Source organism: Ruegeria sp. HKCCD7251, assembly GCF_013031165.1.
In the GTDB taxonomy this organism is placed as follows: domain Bacteria; phylum Pseudomonadota; class Alphaproteobacteria; order Rhodobacterales; family Rhodobacteraceae; genus Ruegeria.
The window spans coordinates 192835-209512 of sequence record NZ_WPZC01000002.1 but is presented as its reverse complement, the minus strand read 5'-3'; the positions used below and the strand labels follow the sequence as shown (position 1 = coordinate 209512).

General features: G+C 59.8%; 12 protein-coding genes. 4 read left to right on the top strand and 8 right to left on the bottom strand.

What is annotated here, in order from left to right:
• Positions 1-36 precede the first annotated feature (36 nt).
• Positions 37-1113, bottom strand: a complete 1077-nt coding sequence (locus GOX75_RS07155; RefSeq protein ID WP_171121902.1) for a DUF2235 domain-containing protein — start codon at positions 1111-1113, stop codon at positions 37-39.
• Positions 1091-3382, bottom strand: coding sequence for a xanthine dehydrogenase family protein molybdopterin-binding subunit (locus tag GOX75_RS07150; RefSeq protein ID WP_171121901.1), 2292 nt, complete (start codon positions 3380-3382; stop codon positions 1091-1093). The genes GOX75_RS07155 and GOX75_RS07150 overlap by 23 nt, the downstream gene beginning before the upstream one ends.
• 134 nt (positions 3383-3516) lie before the next feature.
• Here GOX75_RS07150 and GOX75_RS07145 point away from each other — a divergent pair, with 134 nt between their 5' ends.
• From GOX75_RS07145 to GOX75_RS07135, 3 genes are all read left to right on the top strand, one after another.
• Positions 3517-6672 carry a valine--tRNA ligase gene (locus GOX75_RS07145; RefSeq protein WP_171121900.1) on the top strand — a complete coding sequence of 1052 codons (3156 nt, stop codon included), beginning with the start codon at positions 3517-3519 and terminating at the stop codon, positions 6670-6672.
• A gap of 125 nt (positions 6673-6797) precedes the next feature.
• Positions 6798-7961 (top strand): benzoate/H(+) symporter BenE family transporter, encoded by a 1164-nt coding sequence (locus GOX75_RS07140; protein ID WP_171121899.1) that lies wholly within the window; start codon positions 6798-6800, stop codon positions 7959-7961.
• 32 nt (positions 7962-7993) lie between these two features.
• Positions 7994-8326 carry a DUF1992 domain-containing protein gene (locus GOX75_RS07135; protein WP_171121898.1) on the top strand — a complete coding sequence of 111 codons (333 nt, stop codon included), beginning with the start codon at positions 7994-7996 and terminating at the stop codon, positions 8324-8326.
• Here GOX75_RS07135 and GOX75_RS07130 read toward each other — a convergent pair whose 3' ends face one another.
• Positions 8327-9109, bottom strand: a complete 783-nt coding sequence (locus GOX75_RS07130) for a crotonase/enoyl-CoA hydratase family protein (protein WP_171121897.1) — start codon at positions 9107-9109, stop codon at positions 8327-8329. It lies immediately after the preceding gene.
• A gap of 58 nt (positions 9110-9167) precedes the next feature.
• A complete protein-coding gene (locus tag GOX75_RS07125; RefSeq protein WP_171121896.1) occupies positions 9168-10244 on the bottom strand; it encodes an SMP-30/gluconolactonase/LRE family protein in 1077 nt (358 codons plus the stop codon).
• A 94-nt stretch (positions 10245-10338) separates the two neighbouring features.
• Between GOX75_RS07125 and GOX75_RS07120 the strand changes: the two genes are divergently transcribed.
• Positions 10339-11445 (top strand): pyridoxal phosphate-dependent aminotransferase, encoded by a 1107-nt coding sequence (locus GOX75_RS07120; protein WP_171122331.1) that lies wholly within the window; start codon positions 10339-10341, stop codon positions 11443-11445.
• Positions 11446-11473: 28 nt separating this feature from the next.
• On the opposite strand, the gene GOX75_RS07115 is transcribed toward GOX75_RS07120, so the two are convergent.
• Genes GOX75_RS07115 through zwf form a run of 4 tightly spaced genes read right to left on the bottom strand, consistent with a single transcriptional unit; the run spans position 11474 to position 16604 of the window.
• Positions 11474-12664 carry an alanine--glyoxylate aminotransferase family protein gene (locus GOX75_RS07115; RefSeq protein ID WP_171121895.1) on the bottom strand — a complete coding sequence of 397 codons (1191 nt, stop codon included), beginning with the start codon at positions 12662-12664 and terminating at the stop codon, positions 11474-11476.
• A 50-nt stretch (positions 12665-12714) separates the two neighbouring features.
• A complete protein-coding gene (locus GOX75_RS07110; RefSeq protein WP_171121894.1) occupies positions 12715-13347 on the bottom strand; it encodes a bifunctional 4-hydroxy-2-oxoglutarate aldolase/2-dehydro-3-deoxy-phosphogluconate aldolase in 633 nt (210 codons plus the stop codon).
• A 3-nt stretch (positions 13348-13350) separates the two neighbouring features.
• Entirely contained in the window at positions 13351-15156 is a 1806-nt protein-coding gene (gene edd / locus GOX75_RS07105) for a phosphogluconate dehydratase (RefSeq protein WP_174825778.1), read from the bottom strand.
• Between the two features lie 2 nt (positions 15157-15158).
• Positions 15159-16604 carry a glucose-6-phosphate dehydrogenase gene (zwf, locus tag GOX75_RS07100; protein WP_171121893.1) on the bottom strand — a complete coding sequence of 482 codons (1446 nt, stop codon included), beginning with the start codon at positions 16602-16604 and terminating at the stop codon, positions 15159-15161.
• Between the last annotated feature and the right edge of the window lie 74 nt (positions 16605-16678).

The window sequence follows — 16678 nt, the reverse complement described above, 5'->3', positions numbered from 1 at the left end:
AAGTGATCTTGTAATTGCTGGCCCACCTTCAGCCTTTCACTGCGCCGGATGTGACGGCAAATCCGGCATCGGCACCCAGCCGGGTAGTTCATCCGGCGACACAGAGACATGCAGACGCTCGGACCGGTCCCGCCCAACTTTGCGATGCTTGCGCAGCAGGAAAATCTTGCCCCAGCCGCGCCATGTTCCCACCGAGCGCGCCTGGGTGTCGGTCGGGAACCGCTCACGCCAACCTTCGGGCAGGGGCAAACCGTGCATCTCGGCCTTGTCCAGCATCCAGATGAGAGAAATGTTGCTGAGGGGTCTGGCCTCTTCGAACCCGTTCAACTGGCCCCCGACATCGCCGTGGGTACCTCGGAACCAGACCTGCTCGACGTGGCCTTTGAACTCGGGGGTACATTTCCACAATACCGGTTCGAACACTTCGCGCGTCTCGTCCAGCGCCATGGCATGATAGCCGTGGCGGGTGGCGGGGCCAAGCTGGTGGTTGTGGAAGGCGTGGCGTTCCTCGGCCCAGCGCCACAGAAGCGGCAGGCGCAAGCCCAGCGCCTTCACCGTGTCCCACACGCCGACCATCTCAATTGCCACATCCTCGTGACAGAACTGTTTGCGGAAAGCGCCTGCAGCGGCACCATTGGCGTTGCACTCATAATGGCGGTACGCCTGCTTGATATTCCGCTCGGTCGCGTGTTCGGCCTTGAGCAGCCCGATCAGGTCGATCACCCCGGCAAGGCTGCGCACCCCGTAAGCCCCGCGTGAATAGCCGATGAAATAGATACGATCGCCGGGTTTGTAGCGCGAGGCAAGATATCCATAGGCACGTCGTATCTGGCGGTTGATCCCCCGCCCCATCATCACGTCCAGCGAGGACTTCCAGCTCTCCCACTGCACGCCGGATTCATAGAAAACCGAGACCTTGCTGCCCATCTCACAGCACAGGCGCAAAGTCTGGCCTGCATGGGTCTCCCGGCCCGGTTCCAGCGTCGACATTGTGCCGTCGAGGATAATCACATGGCTGATCGGTTCGCGGTGGCGTGACTCGGCCGAGTGCTCGGACCGCAGAGGCCGTCCGAGCCATCCTAGTACCTTTCTACTCAGCCGCGACAGAACCATGCGTCAGCAACTCCCATACTTTGTGAGGTGTAAAAGGCATATCCGCCTGCCGCACCCCGTAATCCCAGAGCGCATCCTGAACCGCATTTGCCACAGCGGCCAGCGCGCCCACGGTGCCGGCCTCACCGCATCCCTTCATCCCCATCGGGTTGGAAGTTGACGGAACCGGCACCGACGTAAACTTAATCATGGGTATCTCGGCGGCGCGCGGCAAGGCATAGTCCATCAACGAAGCCGTGAGCAGTTGCCCCTGCGCATCATGCACAACACGCTCGGTCAGCGCCTGTCCGATCCCCTGGACCACACCGCCATGAACCTGCCCTTCGGCCAGCATCGGGTTGATAAGGTTACCAAAATCATCGACGACTGTATAGCGGTCGACCCATGTTTCTCCGGTGTAAGAATCAATAACGATTTCGGCAACATGCGCGCCATTGGGATAACTGCGCGCATCCAGGTTGGCGCGCGCCTGATGTTGCAACAGATCGGATCGGCCATCGGCGCGGGCCATGTCAGCGGCCTCGGTCAGGGTTGGTGTTAGGTTCGACCCTGATGCGCGGAATGTTTCGTGGTCGAAGCTGATATCGCTTTCCTCGACCCCCATCTTATCCGCCAGATACGGCGTGAACGCGGCAAGCATGACGTCGATTGTCGCCAGCGTTGCCGTACTTTGCACCGTAACGGACCGAGACCCCCCGGTGCCGCCCCCATGTGGCAGTCGATCGCTGTCACCCTGCACTACATTGATCCGGTCTACCGGAATCCCGGTCTGATCCGACAGGAAATGGGCATAAACCGTCTCATGCCCCTGCCCATTCGATTGGGTGCCGACATAGAGGTTCACGGTGCCATCCTCGCAGAACTCAACTTTCGCGTTCTCGGAAGGGTCCCCCAGAATACTTTCGATATAGTAACAAAGACCCTGCCCCCGGATCAGGCCGCGTTCGGCATCGGTCGCCTTGCGCGCGTTGAACCCCGCAGTTTGGCTAGCTGTGCGTGACAGGATCATATTGAAATCACCGACATCGTAAGTCTCGCCGGTCGCAGTTCTGTATGGAAATGCCTCGGGGCGGATGAAATTCTTGCGGCGCAACTCCCAGGGATCGATGCCCAATTCACGCGCGGCGCGGTCCATGACACGTTCAAGGACATAGATCGCCTCGGGTCGTCCGGCCCCGCGATAGGCATCGACCTGCGTGGTGTTGGTGAAGAACCCCTCGACCCGCAGATAGGTGGTCTGGACGTCATAGACCCCCATCAGCACCCGGCTGAACAGGTTGGTCTGGATCGCCTGACCGAAATGGCTGTTATACGCACCCAGATTGACCTTGCTGTGCACACGATAGGCGGTGATCCGGTGGTCGTCGTCAAATGCCAGTTCCGCAAGTGAAGTCAAATCGCGGCCATGATGATCGGCCAGCATCGCCTCGGACCGGTCCGACATCCAGTGGACGGGTTGTCCCAGCTTCATCGCGGCAACGGCGGTGCAGAAATACTCGGGGTAGGGCATTACCTTCATGCCGAACCCGCCCCCAACATCCGGGGTGGTGACGCGGATCGCCTCAGGCTCCAGCCGCAGTTTTTCGGCCAGCTGTGCACGCATCGCCCACACCCCCTGCCCGCCATAGGCAAAATGCAGGCGGCCATCGACCCAGTTGGCCTGACAGCCGCGCGGCTCGATCGAGGTTATGATGACCCGGTTGTCGGCCACATTCAGCGAAACCCTATGCGCTGCAGCCTGAAATGCGGCCTCTGTCGCCGCCTCATCGCCCAGCCCCCAGTCAAAGGCGCGATTGTCGGGAGCGTCTTGGTGTAAAACTTCCCCACCCGCATCTACGTCCAGCTTTGCGGGCAATTCGTCGATCTCGGCCCAGATCATCTCGGCTGCGTCGCGGGCCTGTGACGGGGTATCGGCAATGACAACAGCGATCGGCTCGCCGACAAAGCGCACACGGTCGCTGGCCAGCATCTGACGTTCCGGCGCGGCGGCTTTCGATCCGTCCCGATTGTCCACGATTGCGGCGTTCATCACGGTGTCGATCCCTGCGGTTTTCAGATCGTCCAACGTCATCACCAGACGCACCCCATCCGCCGACCGCGCCTCTTCTAGGTCCAGACTGGATATCACCCCATGCGCCACCTGAGAGCGCACGAAAACAGCATGCAGCGCACCCTCGGGCACCACATCATCCATGTAATGCCCCTGCCCGGTCAGAAACCTCTGATCCTCGGTCCGTTTGACCGGCTGACTCTTACCGAACTTTTCCATGGAACGCTCCTGCCGCTGCTCTACCGCGCGACACTAGCCTGCGAGGGGACGATGTCCATAGGGGGCCTTCCCCTTGGCGCATCCATTCGCTATTGCAGGCGCTGACCCAAGATTGATGACGCAGGACGCACCCCATGGCGATGGAAAAGACATTCAATGCGGCCGAGGCCGAGGCCCGTATCTATAAAACCTGGGAACAGGCCGGAGCCTTCAAGGCAGGCGCGAACAAATCGCGCGACGAAAGCTTTACCATCATGATCCCGCCGCCCAATGTGACGGGCGCGCTGCATGTGGGCCATGCGTTCAACAACACGCTGCAGGACATCCTGATCCGCTGGCACCGGATGCGCGGGTTCGACACGTTGTGGCAGCCCGGTCAGGACCACGCGGGCATCGCCACACAGATGCAGGTCGAAAAGATGCTGGCCGCCACACAGCAGCCCAGCCGGACCGAACTGGGGCGCGAGGCATTTCTTGACAAGGTCTGGGAGTGGAAAGGCGAATATGGCGGCACGATTATCGAACAGTTGAAGCGTCTGGGGTCTTCCTGCGACTGGTCACGGAACGCCTTCACCATGGCGGGCGCACCACGCGATCCGCGCACCGGCCACGAAAACTCAGCCAACTTCCACGACGCGGTGATCAAGGTTTTCGTCGACATGTACGAAAAAGGCCTGATCTATCGCGGCAAGCGGCTGGTCAACTGGGACCCGCATTTCGAGACCGCGATCTCGGATTTGGAAGTCGAGAATATCGAAACGCCCGGCCACATGTGGCACTTCAAATACCCGCTGGCCGGGGGCGAGACCTACACCTATGTCGAAAAAGACGAGGACGGGAATGTCGTTCTGACGGAAGAGCGCGATTACATTTCCATCGCCACGACCCGCCCCGAAACCATGCTGGGCGACGGCGCTGTTGCGGTTCATCCCTCGGATGAGCGTTACGCGCCAATCGTAGGCAAACTCTGCGAAATCCCGGTTGGCCCGAAAGAGCATCGCCGTCAGATCCCGATCATCACCGATGAGTATCCGGACCCCGATTTCGGATCGGGCGCGGTGAAGATCACCGGTGCGCATGACTTCAACGACAACATGGTGGCCAAGCGCGGCGGCATTCCGATGTACCGCCTGATGGACACCAAAGGCGCGATGCGGGCGGATGGTGCACCCTACGCAGAAGAAGCGGACAAGGCGCAGGAATACGCGCGCGGCAAGGACTTCACCGAGAACGAGATCGACGCGATCAACCTGATCCCTGATCACCTGCGCGGGCTGGATCGGTTCGAGGCGCGCGCGAAGGTGGTGGAAGAAATCACAGCCGACGGACTGGCCGTCGTGACTCGCGCAGATGACCCGCGTCTGGGTGTGAAGCTGGGTGAGGATGACGACCCGGCAGCGCTGGTTCCGCTGGTTGAAAGCAAGCCGATCATGCAGCCCTTCGGTGACCGCTCGAAAGTGGTCATCGAGCCGATGTTCACCGACCAGTGGTTCGTCGACGCCGAAAAGGTCGTCGGTCCCGCGTTGGATGCGGTCAAGGACGGCACGGTCAAGATCATCCCCGAGTCGGGCGAGAAGACCTATTACCACTGGTTGGAAAACATCGAGCCGTGGTGCATTTCGCGTCAACTGTGGTGGGGGCATCAGATTCCGGTTTGGTATGGGCTGGACCTGTCCGCCGAAGACTTCGTCGACGACGAGAATGACGGAGACCTGGATCTGGTCGAATTGGGCCGTTTGCTGAACGAAGGCGGCATGCTGCACCGTGGCAATATCATGGAATGCGCTGCGAGCCTTGAAGCTGTTACCGAGAAATTCCTGGACGACAACGCAAACATTCCCAGCCCTCTGAGCCACGCTACCGTTGTCGAAGTCGCCGACAAGCAGGAAGCGATCCATCAGTTCGCGGAAAGCCTTGCTCAGTACGCAGTTGAACAAGACCCGACCAAGTTGGTTTACCCGGTCTGGCGCGACCCCGACGTGCTCGACACGTGGTTCTCCTCCGGCCTCTGGCCCATCGGCACTCTGGGCTGGCCCGAGCAGACCGAGGAGCTGGAGCGCTATTTCCCCACGGACGTTCTGATCACCGGCGCGGATATTCTGTTCTTCTGGGTCGCCCGGATGATGATGATGCAACTGGCCGTGGTGAATGAAATCCCGTTCCATACCGTCTACTTGCACTCGCTCGTCCGCGACGAGAAGGGCAAGAAGATGTCCAAGACCACCGGCAACGTCATCGACCCGCTGGAGATCGTGGACGAATTCGGCGCCGACGCGCTGCGCTTTACCAATGCGTCGATGGCGGCGATTGGCGGCGTACTGAAACTGTCTCGTGAACGCATTACCGGCTATCGCAATTTCGGTACGAAACTGTGGAACGCCGTCCGGTTTGCTGAGATGAACGAGGTCTTTACCGACGCCGTCCCGCAACTGGGTGTGGCTGATCTGAAGCCCAAGGCGGCTGTCAACCGCTGGATCATCGGCGAAACCGCCCGCGTGCGGGAAGAGGTCGACGCGGCGCTGGAAAGCTATCGTTTCAACGACGCGGCCAACGGGCTTTATGCCTTTGTCTGGGGCAAGGTCTGCGACTGGTATGTAGAACTGTCGAAACCCCTGCTGCAAGGCGATGACGCCGAAGCTCAGGCGGAAACCCGCGCCACCATGCGCTGGGTTCTGGATCAATGCATGGTCCTGTTGCACCCGATCATGCCCTTCATAACCGAAGAACTTTGGGGTTTGACCGGCACGCGGCCCAAGATGATCGTCCACGCCGACTGGCCAACTTATGCTGCTGCCGATCTGGTTGATGCCGATGCAGATCGTGAGATGAACTGGGTGATCTCGGTGATCGAAAACACCCGCTCGGCCCGTGCGCAGATGCGGGTTCCGGCTGGTCTATACGTGCCGATGCTGGTGACGGATATCGACGCGCATGGCCAAGCTGCTTGGGACCGCAATGAGGCGCTGATCAAACGTCTGGCGCGGATTGACAGCCTGACCAAAGCGGATGAGCTGCCTAAGGGCACCATCTCAATCGCCGCCCCCGGCGCGTCTTTTGGCCTGCCGCTGGCCGATATCATCGACATCGGCGCGGAAAAGGAACGGTTGGAGAAAGCCAAGGGCAAACTGGCTAAGGAACTGGGCGGGCTGCGATTGCGTCTGAACAACCCCAAATTCGTGGCTTCGGCCCCGGAAGAGGTTGTGGAAGAAGCCAAAGCAAACCTCGCCGCCCGCGAAGAGGAAGAAGCGAAGCTGAATGAGGCATTGGCCCGCCTGTCCGAGATCGCCTGATCCGTCTTCACGTCCCAACACTCTAACCCCGCCTTACTGGCGGGGTTTTCTTTTGCGCAACTGGGGGTTGCCGCCCCACCCTCACGCTTGGTAGCACGGTTCGAGGCAACCCCACCGAGGCCAAAATGACGCGCACAGCCCCACCGATCCAAACTGTCTCGACCGGGCTGGTTGTTGCCATCGTCGGCTTCTTCAGCTCATTTCCCATTGTCCTTCAGGGATTGACCGCGATGGGCGCGTCACCGGCCCAAGCAGCCTCGGGATTAATGATGGCGGCTATCGCCATGGGTCTGGCGGCCATAGGTCTAAGCCTGCGATATCACCAACCCATCAGCGTTGCATGGTCCACACCCGGAGCGGCCCTGCTTGCCGTGTCCGCCACGCCGGCGGCGGGCTTTTCAGAGGCCGTGGGTGCGTTTTTGTGCGCTGGCGCGTTGACAGTTCTGGCCGGGCTGTGGAAACCGCTGGGCCGCCTTGCTGCGGCGATCCCAACCACGCTGGCACAGGCTATGTTAGGCGGTGTTCTGTTGCCGCTTTGCATTCTGCCCTTCAAAGCCGCCGTTGACCTACCGTGGCAGGCCCTTCCCGTGATCCTGACATGGTTTGTCGCCGGGCGTTTCAACCGGCTGCTCGCTGTGCCCGCCGCCGTCATCGCGGCGGCCATCGTGGTCGTTCTAAATGCCAAGGGTGCATCGGTTGCGCCGGCACAGGTGGTGGCCACTCCGGTCTGGACGTGGCCCACATTCTCAGTGGCTTCCATTATGGGCATCAGTCTTCCGTTGTTCATCGTCACGATGGCCACGCAGAACATCCCCGGTATCGCCGTGATGCGCAGCTTTGGTTACCAGCCAGTCTCAAGGCGCCTGTTTTCGGCCGTGGGTGGCGCAAGCGTACTGTCGGCGACATTCGGAGCGCCAGCAACCTGCCTTGCTGCGATCACCGCAGCGATGTGTTCGAACGAAGACAGCCATCCCGATCCAAATCAACGCTATTGGTCCGCTGTGATGGCCGGTGTGTTTTATTGCGTGTTCGGCGTGTTTGCCGTCGCAATTACAGGGTTTGCCGTTCATGCCGATCCGTTGCTGATGGGCACGCTGACCGGCGTTGCCCTGATCGGCGTGATGGCCAATGCAACCTTTGCGGCGCTCGAAGTGCCTGCCGAACGCGAAGCCGCAATCCTGACCTTTGCGATCACGGCCTCGGGCATATCAGTCTTCGGGCTGGGTGCCGCAGTTTGGGGCCTTTTGGCAGGCGGCGTCGCCTATTTGATTGCAAATCGAAGCCGCTAGCCGCGCGGCCCGGCACACTGTAGAATAAAGATATGTTTGGATCGCTGGGAAAGCTCATTGAGCGTCAGATCAAAAAGGCGCAAGCCGAAGGCCAATTGCAGGGGCTTGAAGGCGAAGGCCGCCCCCTGCCCGATCGCTCTGGCGAGGAGCAAAGCGACCCGGCAACTGCCGCCGGATACAGAATAATGGCTCAGGCCGGGGTGCTGCCCGAAGAGTTCAAGATCAAGAAAGACCTGGACGCAGCGCGCCAGGACTACACCACCCTGACCGATCCGCAGGCGCGCAAACAGGCAATGGCCCGCATCGCCGATCTGGAGATGCGGTACAACATGGCACGGGATGCACGGCGCGCCTTTACGCGCTAGTTACTTGAATACAGGCTTGCGGCCCTGCATCTGGGCTGCAATCACCTCCATCTGGTCCGGTTTTCCGATCAGTTCTACCTGCTCGATGGATTCCTCCATAAGAGTTTCCGCGCGGCTATGGCTTTCGGCGAAATCTATGACCCGCTTGGCCGCGCGAATACCTGATGGGCTTTTGGACGCGATGTCCTCGGCAATCGCCGTGGCCTCGGTCAAAGGATCGTCGGAAAGCTTAGTCACAAGCCCCCAATCCGCCGCCTGCTGCGCCCCAACGGGCCGGGCGGTATAGGTCAAAAGGCGGATCACATCGCTGCCAACCAGATGCGGCAGCATATACATCGCGCCCATATCCGGGATAATGCCCCACTTCATTTCAAGCACGGCGAGTTTACTGTCAGGGTGCGCAATACGGATATCGGCCCCCAGCGCGATCTGAAGACCGCCGCCATAGGCCACGCCTTCGATAGCGCAAATCACCGGGACCGGAACGCGGCGCCATGTCAGCGCCAGTTCCTGAAGGTCGTTGGCATCCCCATGGCTGCGGGTCATCAGCCATTCGGACGGGTTGTTATTGGCGTATTTCGCAAGGCTGGCCATATCCAGACCGGCGCAGAAATTTCCGCCCTGCCCCGACAGCACAACCGCACGCGCGTCCGAGGCGGCAACCTCCTGCCCTGCGGACAGAATTGCATTGAACATCGCATCATCCAGCGCGTTCATCTTCTCGCCGCGCGTCAAAGTGACGTGGGCAATGTGATCTTTGTATTCTACTGATACACGCGACATGTGAACTTCCCTATTCCAGTTTCGGCAAAGATGCCTGCAACACCCACAAAGTTCCAGATCAACGTAGGGGCAATCCCTCGACGGCCATGCGCCCAAACCACGGGGAATCCAGCGTCATGACATAGAACTGGTTTCCAACGATCTTCCCGCCGGTTGTAATCCCCAACCGGCCCTGTGGGTCCTGCAGGTTTTGTAGGATGTTTCCCTCTCCGTCGAATTGAATCAGCATTCCGCGATGGATCGGTGCAGGCCGCACCATCGGACCCAGCCGCCAAATCACCTTGCGCAGGAACGGATAAGGCATCAAAACTTCGGTCGGCACGCGCGGGCTGGCGAACGCCATCCAATAGGTGCCGTCACCCTGCGCCTCGATATTGTCCGGATAGCCTGGCAAGTTGTCCATCAGAACTGCGCGCTCGCCCGCCCTTGGGCCGGTCAGCCACAGTTTATGGACCCGCGCACGCCCGGTTTCCGCGATCAGCAGAAAATCTTCGTCCGGAGACAGCGCAACACCGTTCGTGTAGACGAACCCATCGGCCACCTTTTCGGTGCTGCCGTCGGGCGCGTACTTGGCGACATACCCGGTGTCCGATTGCTCCCAGATCGTCATCACGGATGTGGGTTTGGTACCGCCCATTGTTTCGGGGTCGAAACGATCTGAAGAGTTGGAGAAATACACCGTCCCGTCCCGGGCCACATCCAATTGGTTGGCATAGATCAAGGGCTTCCCGTCAACTTCAGAGGTAAGCAACTCTAACGAACCGGGACCATTCCAACGCATCAACCCACGAAAGCTGTCCGCGATATACAGCGCACCGTCCAGGCCCGCCTTGAGGCCCAACGGGCGCCCACCAAGTTCGTCGACCTTGATGGGGGCTTCGCCGTCAATACGGAACAGAGCGCCGGACGCTGTGGTTGTATAAGCGGTTCCATCCGGCAATACGGCGATGTCTTCGGGACCCACCTCATCATCAGGAAATGCGATCAATTCAAGCTGATCCAGCGCGTTGTTTTCGGCAAACTCGCCTGCGAACTCAGGTGCTTGTGGTGGTTCCCACGCGACCGGCTCAACCTCAACCGGCCAAAAAATCAGATAGGCTAGCCCGATCAGGATCAACCCCAACAAAACGCGCATCTGCACCCCTCCCTCAACAATTTTGTGTAGGGTGGGCGGCAATCGCGCACAACACAAGGTTGCTCGCCCTGTGACCTTACGTTTATCTGCCTATATGACTGACCCACGCTACACCCCGCTTGCCCTGTCCCTGCCTGCGACCGTGCCCTTTGTTGGCCCCGAAACACAGGAGCGCCAGCGGGGTGCGCCTTTCATTGCCCGGCTTGGCGCGAACGAAAGTGTCTTCGGCCCCTCGCCGCGCGCGGCCGAGGCAATGGCAAATACTGAAATCTGGATGTACGGCGATCCCGAAAACCATGACCTGCGCCACGCATTGGCTGAACATCATGGCGTTGGGGCAGACAATATCGTCGTAGGGGAAGGGATTGATGGACTTTTGGGCTACCTCGTCCGGCTTTTGATCGGACCCGGCGACGCCGTTGTCACCTCGGACGGTGCCTACCCGACATTCAACTACCACGTGGCAGGGTTCGGTGGTGTGTTGCACACCGTTCCCTATCGCGACGATCACGAAGACCCGGCGGCCCTGTTTGCTCTGGCCGTAGAAACGGATGCCAAGCTGGTCTATCTGGCCAATCCCGACAACCCTATGGGAAGCTGGCATTCCGGCAAGGATATCGTCGCGGCGCTGGACGACTTGCCCGACGGGTGCCTGCTGGTTCTGGATGAGGCTTACGTGGAATGCGCGCCCGAAGGGACCGAAGCCCCTGTCGCAGCCGATGATCCCCGCGTTATCCGGATGCGCACCTTTTCAAAGGCTTATGGAATGGCAGGGGCGCGCGTCGGATATGCGATTGGCGCACCCGAATTGATATCGGCGTTCAACAAGGTACGGAACCATTTCGGCATGAACCGCGCAGCGCAAGCTGGGGCGCTGGCAGCGCTGCAAGACGACGCCTGGTTAAAACGGATTCAGAACAAGATCGCTGAGGCCCGCACCCGGATCGGACAGATCGCAACAAAGAATGGTCTGACCCCCTTGCCGTCGGCCACGAATTTCGTTGCCATTGATTGCCGGCGGGACGGTAACTTTGCTAAGGCGGTTCTCGAGTCGCTTGTCGCGCAGGGTGTTTTCGTTCGAATGCCCTTTGCTGCGCCGCAGAACAGGTGCATTCGGGTAAGCTGCGGCGAGGCGTGCGATCTGGATGCCTTTGCCGCAGCTCTGCCAAAGGCGCTTGAGGCCGCAAACGCGCGCGCATGAACTGCGCCAATACGCTCGGCAGTTCGCGTTACGAAACCAACGCAGCCGCCGCAGCCTCCAACGCGCCTGTGCCGCGCGGGATTCCGAGTGCGGCCAGCCCGGTTTCAACCCCGCCCAAAATGGCCATGACCATCTGCCCATTCACATGCCCCATGTGACCAAGACGGAAACATCCGTCCCAGTCCTCCATCCCAAGGCCGATGCCCAAGGTAAGGCCCAGTTGGGTTTCCGTAAATTCCCGAAGGGCCGTGCCCCGACCGTCGGTCAGCCGCAAGGCGGTTACGGCACGGCTACGGTCTTGGCGATCTGCGACGTTCAAGTGCAAAGCACCGCCCTCGGCCCAGATTTCGCAGGCCGTCCAAATAGCTCCTGCAAGTCGTTCGTGGCGCGCCCAGACCTGTTCGATCCCCTCGGCATGGATGATATCCAAGGCAGCGCGCAGACCATATAGGTGATGGGTCGGAGCTGTCCCGTTGAAATACTGATAAAACAGCTCCGGATTAGCCCGCGGCACCCAATCCCAATATTGCGACACCCGGGGCATAGTGGCGCGCTTGGCCCGCGCCTTGTCATTAAAAAAGACAAACCCCACACCTGCAGGCGTCATCAGCCCCTTTTGACAGGCGGTGACCATGACGTCGACGCCCCAGGCATCCATTTCGAACCGATCACACCCCAGCGAGGCGATACAATCCGCCATCAAAATCGCCGGGTGGTTCAAGTCATCCAGCAACGCGCGAAGTGTTGGAATATCGTTTCGGATCGAACTTGAGGTATCCACATGCACGGCCAGAACCGCTTTGATTTCATGCGCTTTATCAGCGCGCAACGCGTCACTGATACGTTCGAAATCCCAGGCAGATGACGTGCCGAAGTCGATCAATTGCGCCGTTGCACCGATCCCTTCCGCCATCTCTGCCCAGCCGTGGGTGAACCGACCCGAAGCCGGTGCCAAAACACGTTCGCCGGGGGCAATGACGTTCGACAGGGTAGCTTCCCAAGTGCCGTGCCCGTTGGCGATATAAATTGCGACGTTGTGCTCGGTCCGGGCGACGCGACATAGGTCGCGGGTCAGCGCGGGCATCATCTCGATCAACTCGCCATCATAGATATTGGGCGAGGGACGGTGCATCGCTTGCAAAACGGCGTCGGGCATTACCGACGGCCCGGGAATAGCCAAATACTCACGCCCCTGCGCGAGAGAGTTGTGATTTTTCATGGGATCAACCTGTTAGAATTGGCCTCACCCTAACGTGTGGCCCGGCAGCGTCAATCCATCAGCTTGGACGCCTCGCGCGCAAGTGTTTCGATGCCCGCCCAATCTTGATCCAAAACCATCTGCTTTGGCGCAACCCAACTGCCACCGGCGCAGACAACGTTGGACAAAGACAGGTAATTGCGGGCATTCTCAGGCGAGACACCACCGGTTGGACAGAACGTGATCTGCGGAAGCGGAGCACCAATTGCCTTCAATGCAGGCGCACCGCCTGAAGCTTCGGCAGGAAAGAACTTGAGCATATCATATCCCTGCTCCAGCAGTCGCATTGCCTCGCTTGCCGTGGCCGCGCCGGGCAAGAGGGGCAGGCCTTCGGCCTCACACGCAGCGATCAAAGCTTCAGTCGCGCCGGGAGAGACACCAAATTGTGCGCCTGCCTCTTTCGCGGCACGGACGTCATCAGGGGTCACCAGTGTTCCAGCCCCTACGACACCGCCCGGCACTTGAGACATTGCGCGGATTGCGTCCAACGCCGCAGGCGTCCGCAGCGTGACCTCAAGTGCGGGAAGCCCACCAGCGACAAGCGCCTCGGCCAGTGGGCGCGCATCCTTGGCATCGTCGATAACCAGCACAGGAACGATAGGGGCAAGCGCGCAAATTTCGCGGGTGCGTTGGGTTTTGGACATGAATTAAACTCCGAAAATGCTGGCACCAGTGTCGGCCGACCCGACATTCTGGCGGAATGCGCCAAAGAGGTCGCGGCCAACGCCGTGCTGGTTTGCCGAAAGGTCTGCGGTTGCCGGGGCGCGATCAAGTACGCCGGGGGTCATGATCTCCAATTCTCCGCTGACCGCATCTACACGCAGGATGTCGCCATCCCGTAAACAGGCGATGGGACCACCATCCAGCGCCTCGGGCACCACATGAATCGCGGCTGGAACTTTGCCCGATGCTCCAGACATCCGGCCATCAGTTACCAAAGCAACCTTTTGCCCCCTGCCCTGAAGGATCGAAAGCATCGGCGTCAGCGAGTGCAGTTCGGGCATTCCGTTGGCTTTCGGTCCCTGAAAGCGGACAACGACGATGACGTCATCCGTGAACTCACCGGCCTTGAACGCTGCTTTGACCTCTTCCTGGTCATGGAAAACACGTACCGGAGCTTCGACCACCTGATGCTCGGGCGCGACAGCAGATACCTTCATGACAGCGGTGCCCAGATTTCCGGTCAGGCGCGACAAGCCGCCTGTGGGCTGGAACGGATCCTTGGCCGGGCGCACGATCTTTTCGTTCAAGCTGTGTGCAGTGCCTTCTTCCCAGACCAGTTCACCATCTTTCAGCTTTGGCTCTTTGGTATAGTTGTGCAGCCCCTGCCCGGCGACCGTCAGCGTATCGGGATGCAGCAGGCCGTCTTCGAGCAGCGTGCCGATGCAATAGCCAAGGCCCCCCGCGGCATGGAAATGGTTCACATCGGCCAATCCATTCGGATAGACCCGCGCGACCAGCGGAACCACGGCGGAGATGTCCGAGAAATCCTCCCAATCCAGAACGATACCTCCGGCACGTGCCATGGCGATCAGGTGGATCAGCAGGTTCGTGGACCCTCCGGTTGCCATCAACCCGACGACACCATTCACAAAGGCGCGTTCGTCCAGCACCTGACAGACCGGCGTATAGTGATTACCCAGCGCGCTAAGTGACAAGGCACGGCGCGCGCCTTCTTCGGTCAACGCATCGCGCAAAGGTGTATTCGGGTTGATGAAGCTGGAGCCAGGAAGATGCAGGCCCATAAATTCCATCAACATCTGGTTGGTGTTGGCGGTTCCGTAAAAGGTGCAGGTGCCCGGCCCGTGATAGGCGGCCATTTCCGCCTTCATCAACGCGTCACGGCCGACTTCTCCGGTGGCAAACTGCTGACGAACCTTGGCCTTTTCGTCGTTCGGCAGGCCGCTTGTCATGGGTCCTGCAGGCAGGAACACGGCGGGCAAGTGACCAAACGCCTGCGCGCCGATGACCAGACCCGGCACGATCTTGTCGCACACCCCAAGGAACACGGCGCCGTCATACGTGTTGTGGCTAAGCGCCACTCCAGTGGCCAGCGCAATAACATCGCGCGAGAACAGCGACAACTCCATCCCCGCTTCGCCCTGCGTGACGCCATCACACATGGCGGGAACGCCGCCTGCGACCTGCGCCGTGCCACCCGCCGCACGGATCGCGTCACGGATCAGCGCCGGATAGCGTTCGAACGGCTGATGCGCCGAGAGCATGTCGTTATAGGCGGTGACGATGCCCAGATTGCCAGCCGTTCCAGTTGCCATGGATTGCTGATCTTCACCCGCCCCGGCATAGGCATGAGCTTGACCGCTGCAGGATAGGTGCGCACGGGCTGGCCCTTTGGACTTGGCGTGTTCCATCCTCTCAAGATGCGGGCCGCGCAATTCGGCGCTGCGGTCGATGATGCGCCGGGTGACGTCGGTGATGACGGAATGTACCATGATTACCCTCCGATCTGACGCCAACGGCGTCCATCGCGATGCATCAGCATCAATGCTTCTTCCGGCCCTGAACTGCCCTGATCATATTTGGCTGGCCGGTCACCCCGATCTTCCCACCCCTGAATGATGGGATCGACCCAGGCCCAGGCGGCCTCGGCTTCGTCACCGCGCATGAACAGGGTTTGATCACCCCGGATCACATCCATTACCAGCCTCTCATAAGCATCCTGAGCACGCGCATCCGTGCCCAGCGCCTCGGCGAAGCTCATGTCCAGCGACACATCTGACAGGCGGAATCCACCGGGACCGGGGTCTTTGATGGTTGTGCGCAATGTGATGCCTTCGTCGGGCTGCAACCGAATGACCAGAACGTTGCCACGCAAGGGGCCTACGTTGGGAAAAATAGTATGCGGTGGATCGCGGAAGAACACGGCAATTTCGGATTCGCGTGCGCGCAGACGCTTTCCAGTCCGCAGATAGAACGGCACTCCGGCCCAACGCCAGTTACCAAGATGCACCTTTAGGGCGATATAGCTTTCGGTGCGGCTGGCCGGGTTGCCGACATGATCCAGATAACCGTCCTCTCCCTGATCAGCCCGATATTGGCCCCGCGCGATGTCCGAGGGGTCCACGGGTTCTAACGCCTCGATAACCTTGACCTTTTCGTCGCGCACCGCATTAGGAGAGAACTTGGACGGAGGCTCCATCGCGGTCAGGCACAACAACTGAACAAGATGGTTCTGCACCATATCGCGCATTGCGCCAGACTGGTCATAGTAAGCTCCGCGCCCCTCAACACCTACGGTTTCCGCAACGGTGATCTGAACATGATCAACATGGGTCGAATTCCAAAGCGGCTCGAACAGGGAATTGGCAAAACGCAGGGCCATAAGGTTCTGGACGGTTTCCTTGCCCAGATAATGGTCGATGCGATAGATCTGATGTTCTTCGAAACAGGCACGCAACCCTTCATTCAGGGCCTTGGCAGAAGCCAGATCATGACCGAACGGTTTTTCCACCACAATTCGGCTGTCCGGTGTTGCCAGCCCGTTATCATTCAACCGCTGTGCAATGCCGGAAAACAGGCTGGGGCCTACAGACAGATAGAACGCGCGCACCACGTCGGGGCGCAATTTTTCAGCAAGGTCTGCCCACCCTGAGTCACCAAGCGCATCAACTGGGACATAGTCGACCCGGCTAAGGAACCGGTCCAATACATCCTGTTTGAACCCGGGGGCATATTTCTTCATGGATGCGCGAATCTGCTCTCGAAATGCATCACTGTCCATGTCCGACCGGGCTGTTCCGATGATACGGGCCTCTTCGGGCATTTGGTCCACTTCAAACCGGTGATACAGACCCGGCAAAATCTTGCGCTGCGCCAGATCGCCCGTTGCGCCGAACAACACAAGGTCGAACGGATTTACCGGTATTACGCGTGAAACCATCTGCAGGCTCCTTCAGTTGTCACTGGCACATCGTTTTGCCACACCAGTCATGTTATCGCTAACATTCAACGCGG

Coding starts and splice junctions, on each gene's coding strand:
- GOX75_RS07155 (WP_171121902.1), bottom strand. CDS start 1,113: ATGGTTCTGTCGCGGCTGAGTAGAAAGGTACTAGGATGGCTCGGACGG.
- GOX75_RS07150 (WP_171121901.1), bottom strand. CDS start 3,382: ATGGAAAAGTTCGGTAAGAGTCAGCCGGTCAAACGGACCGAGGATCAG.
- GOX75_RS07145 (WP_171121900.1), top strand. CDS start 3,517: ATGGCGATGGAAAAGACATTCAATGCGGCCGAGGCCGAGGCCCGTATC.
- GOX75_RS07140 (WP_171121899.1), top strand. CDS start 6,798: ATGACGCGCACAGCCCCACCGATCCAAACTGTCTCGACCGGGCTGGTT.
- GOX75_RS07135 (WP_171121898.1), top strand. CDS start 7,994: ATGTTTGGATCGCTGGGAAAGCTCATTGAGCGTCAGATCAAAAAGGCG.
- GOX75_RS07130 (WP_171121897.1), bottom strand. CDS start 9,109: ATGTCGCGTGTATCAGTAGAATACAAAGATCACATTGCCCACGTCACT.
- GOX75_RS07125 (WP_171121896.1), bottom strand. CDS start 10,244: ATGCGCGTTTTGTTGGGGTTGATCCTGATCGGGCTAGCCTATCTGATT.
- GOX75_RS07120 (WP_171122331.1), top strand. CDS start 10,339: ATGACTGACCCACGCTACACCCCGCTTGCCCTGTCCCTGCCTGCGACC.
- GOX75_RS07115 (WP_171121895.1), bottom strand. CDS start 12,664: ATGAAAAATCACAACTCTCTCGCGCAGGGGCGTGAGTATTTGGCTATT.
- GOX75_RS07110 (WP_171121894.1), bottom strand. CDS start 13,347: ATGTCCAAAACCCAACGCACCCGCGAAATTTGCGCGCTTGCCCCTATC.
- edd (WP_174825778.1), bottom strand. CDS start 15,156: ATGGTACATTCCGTCATCACCGACGTCACCCGGCGCATCATCGACCGC.
- zwf (WP_171121893.1), bottom strand. CDS start 16,604: ATGGTTTCACGCGTAATACCGGTAAATCCGTTCGACCTTGTGTTGTTC.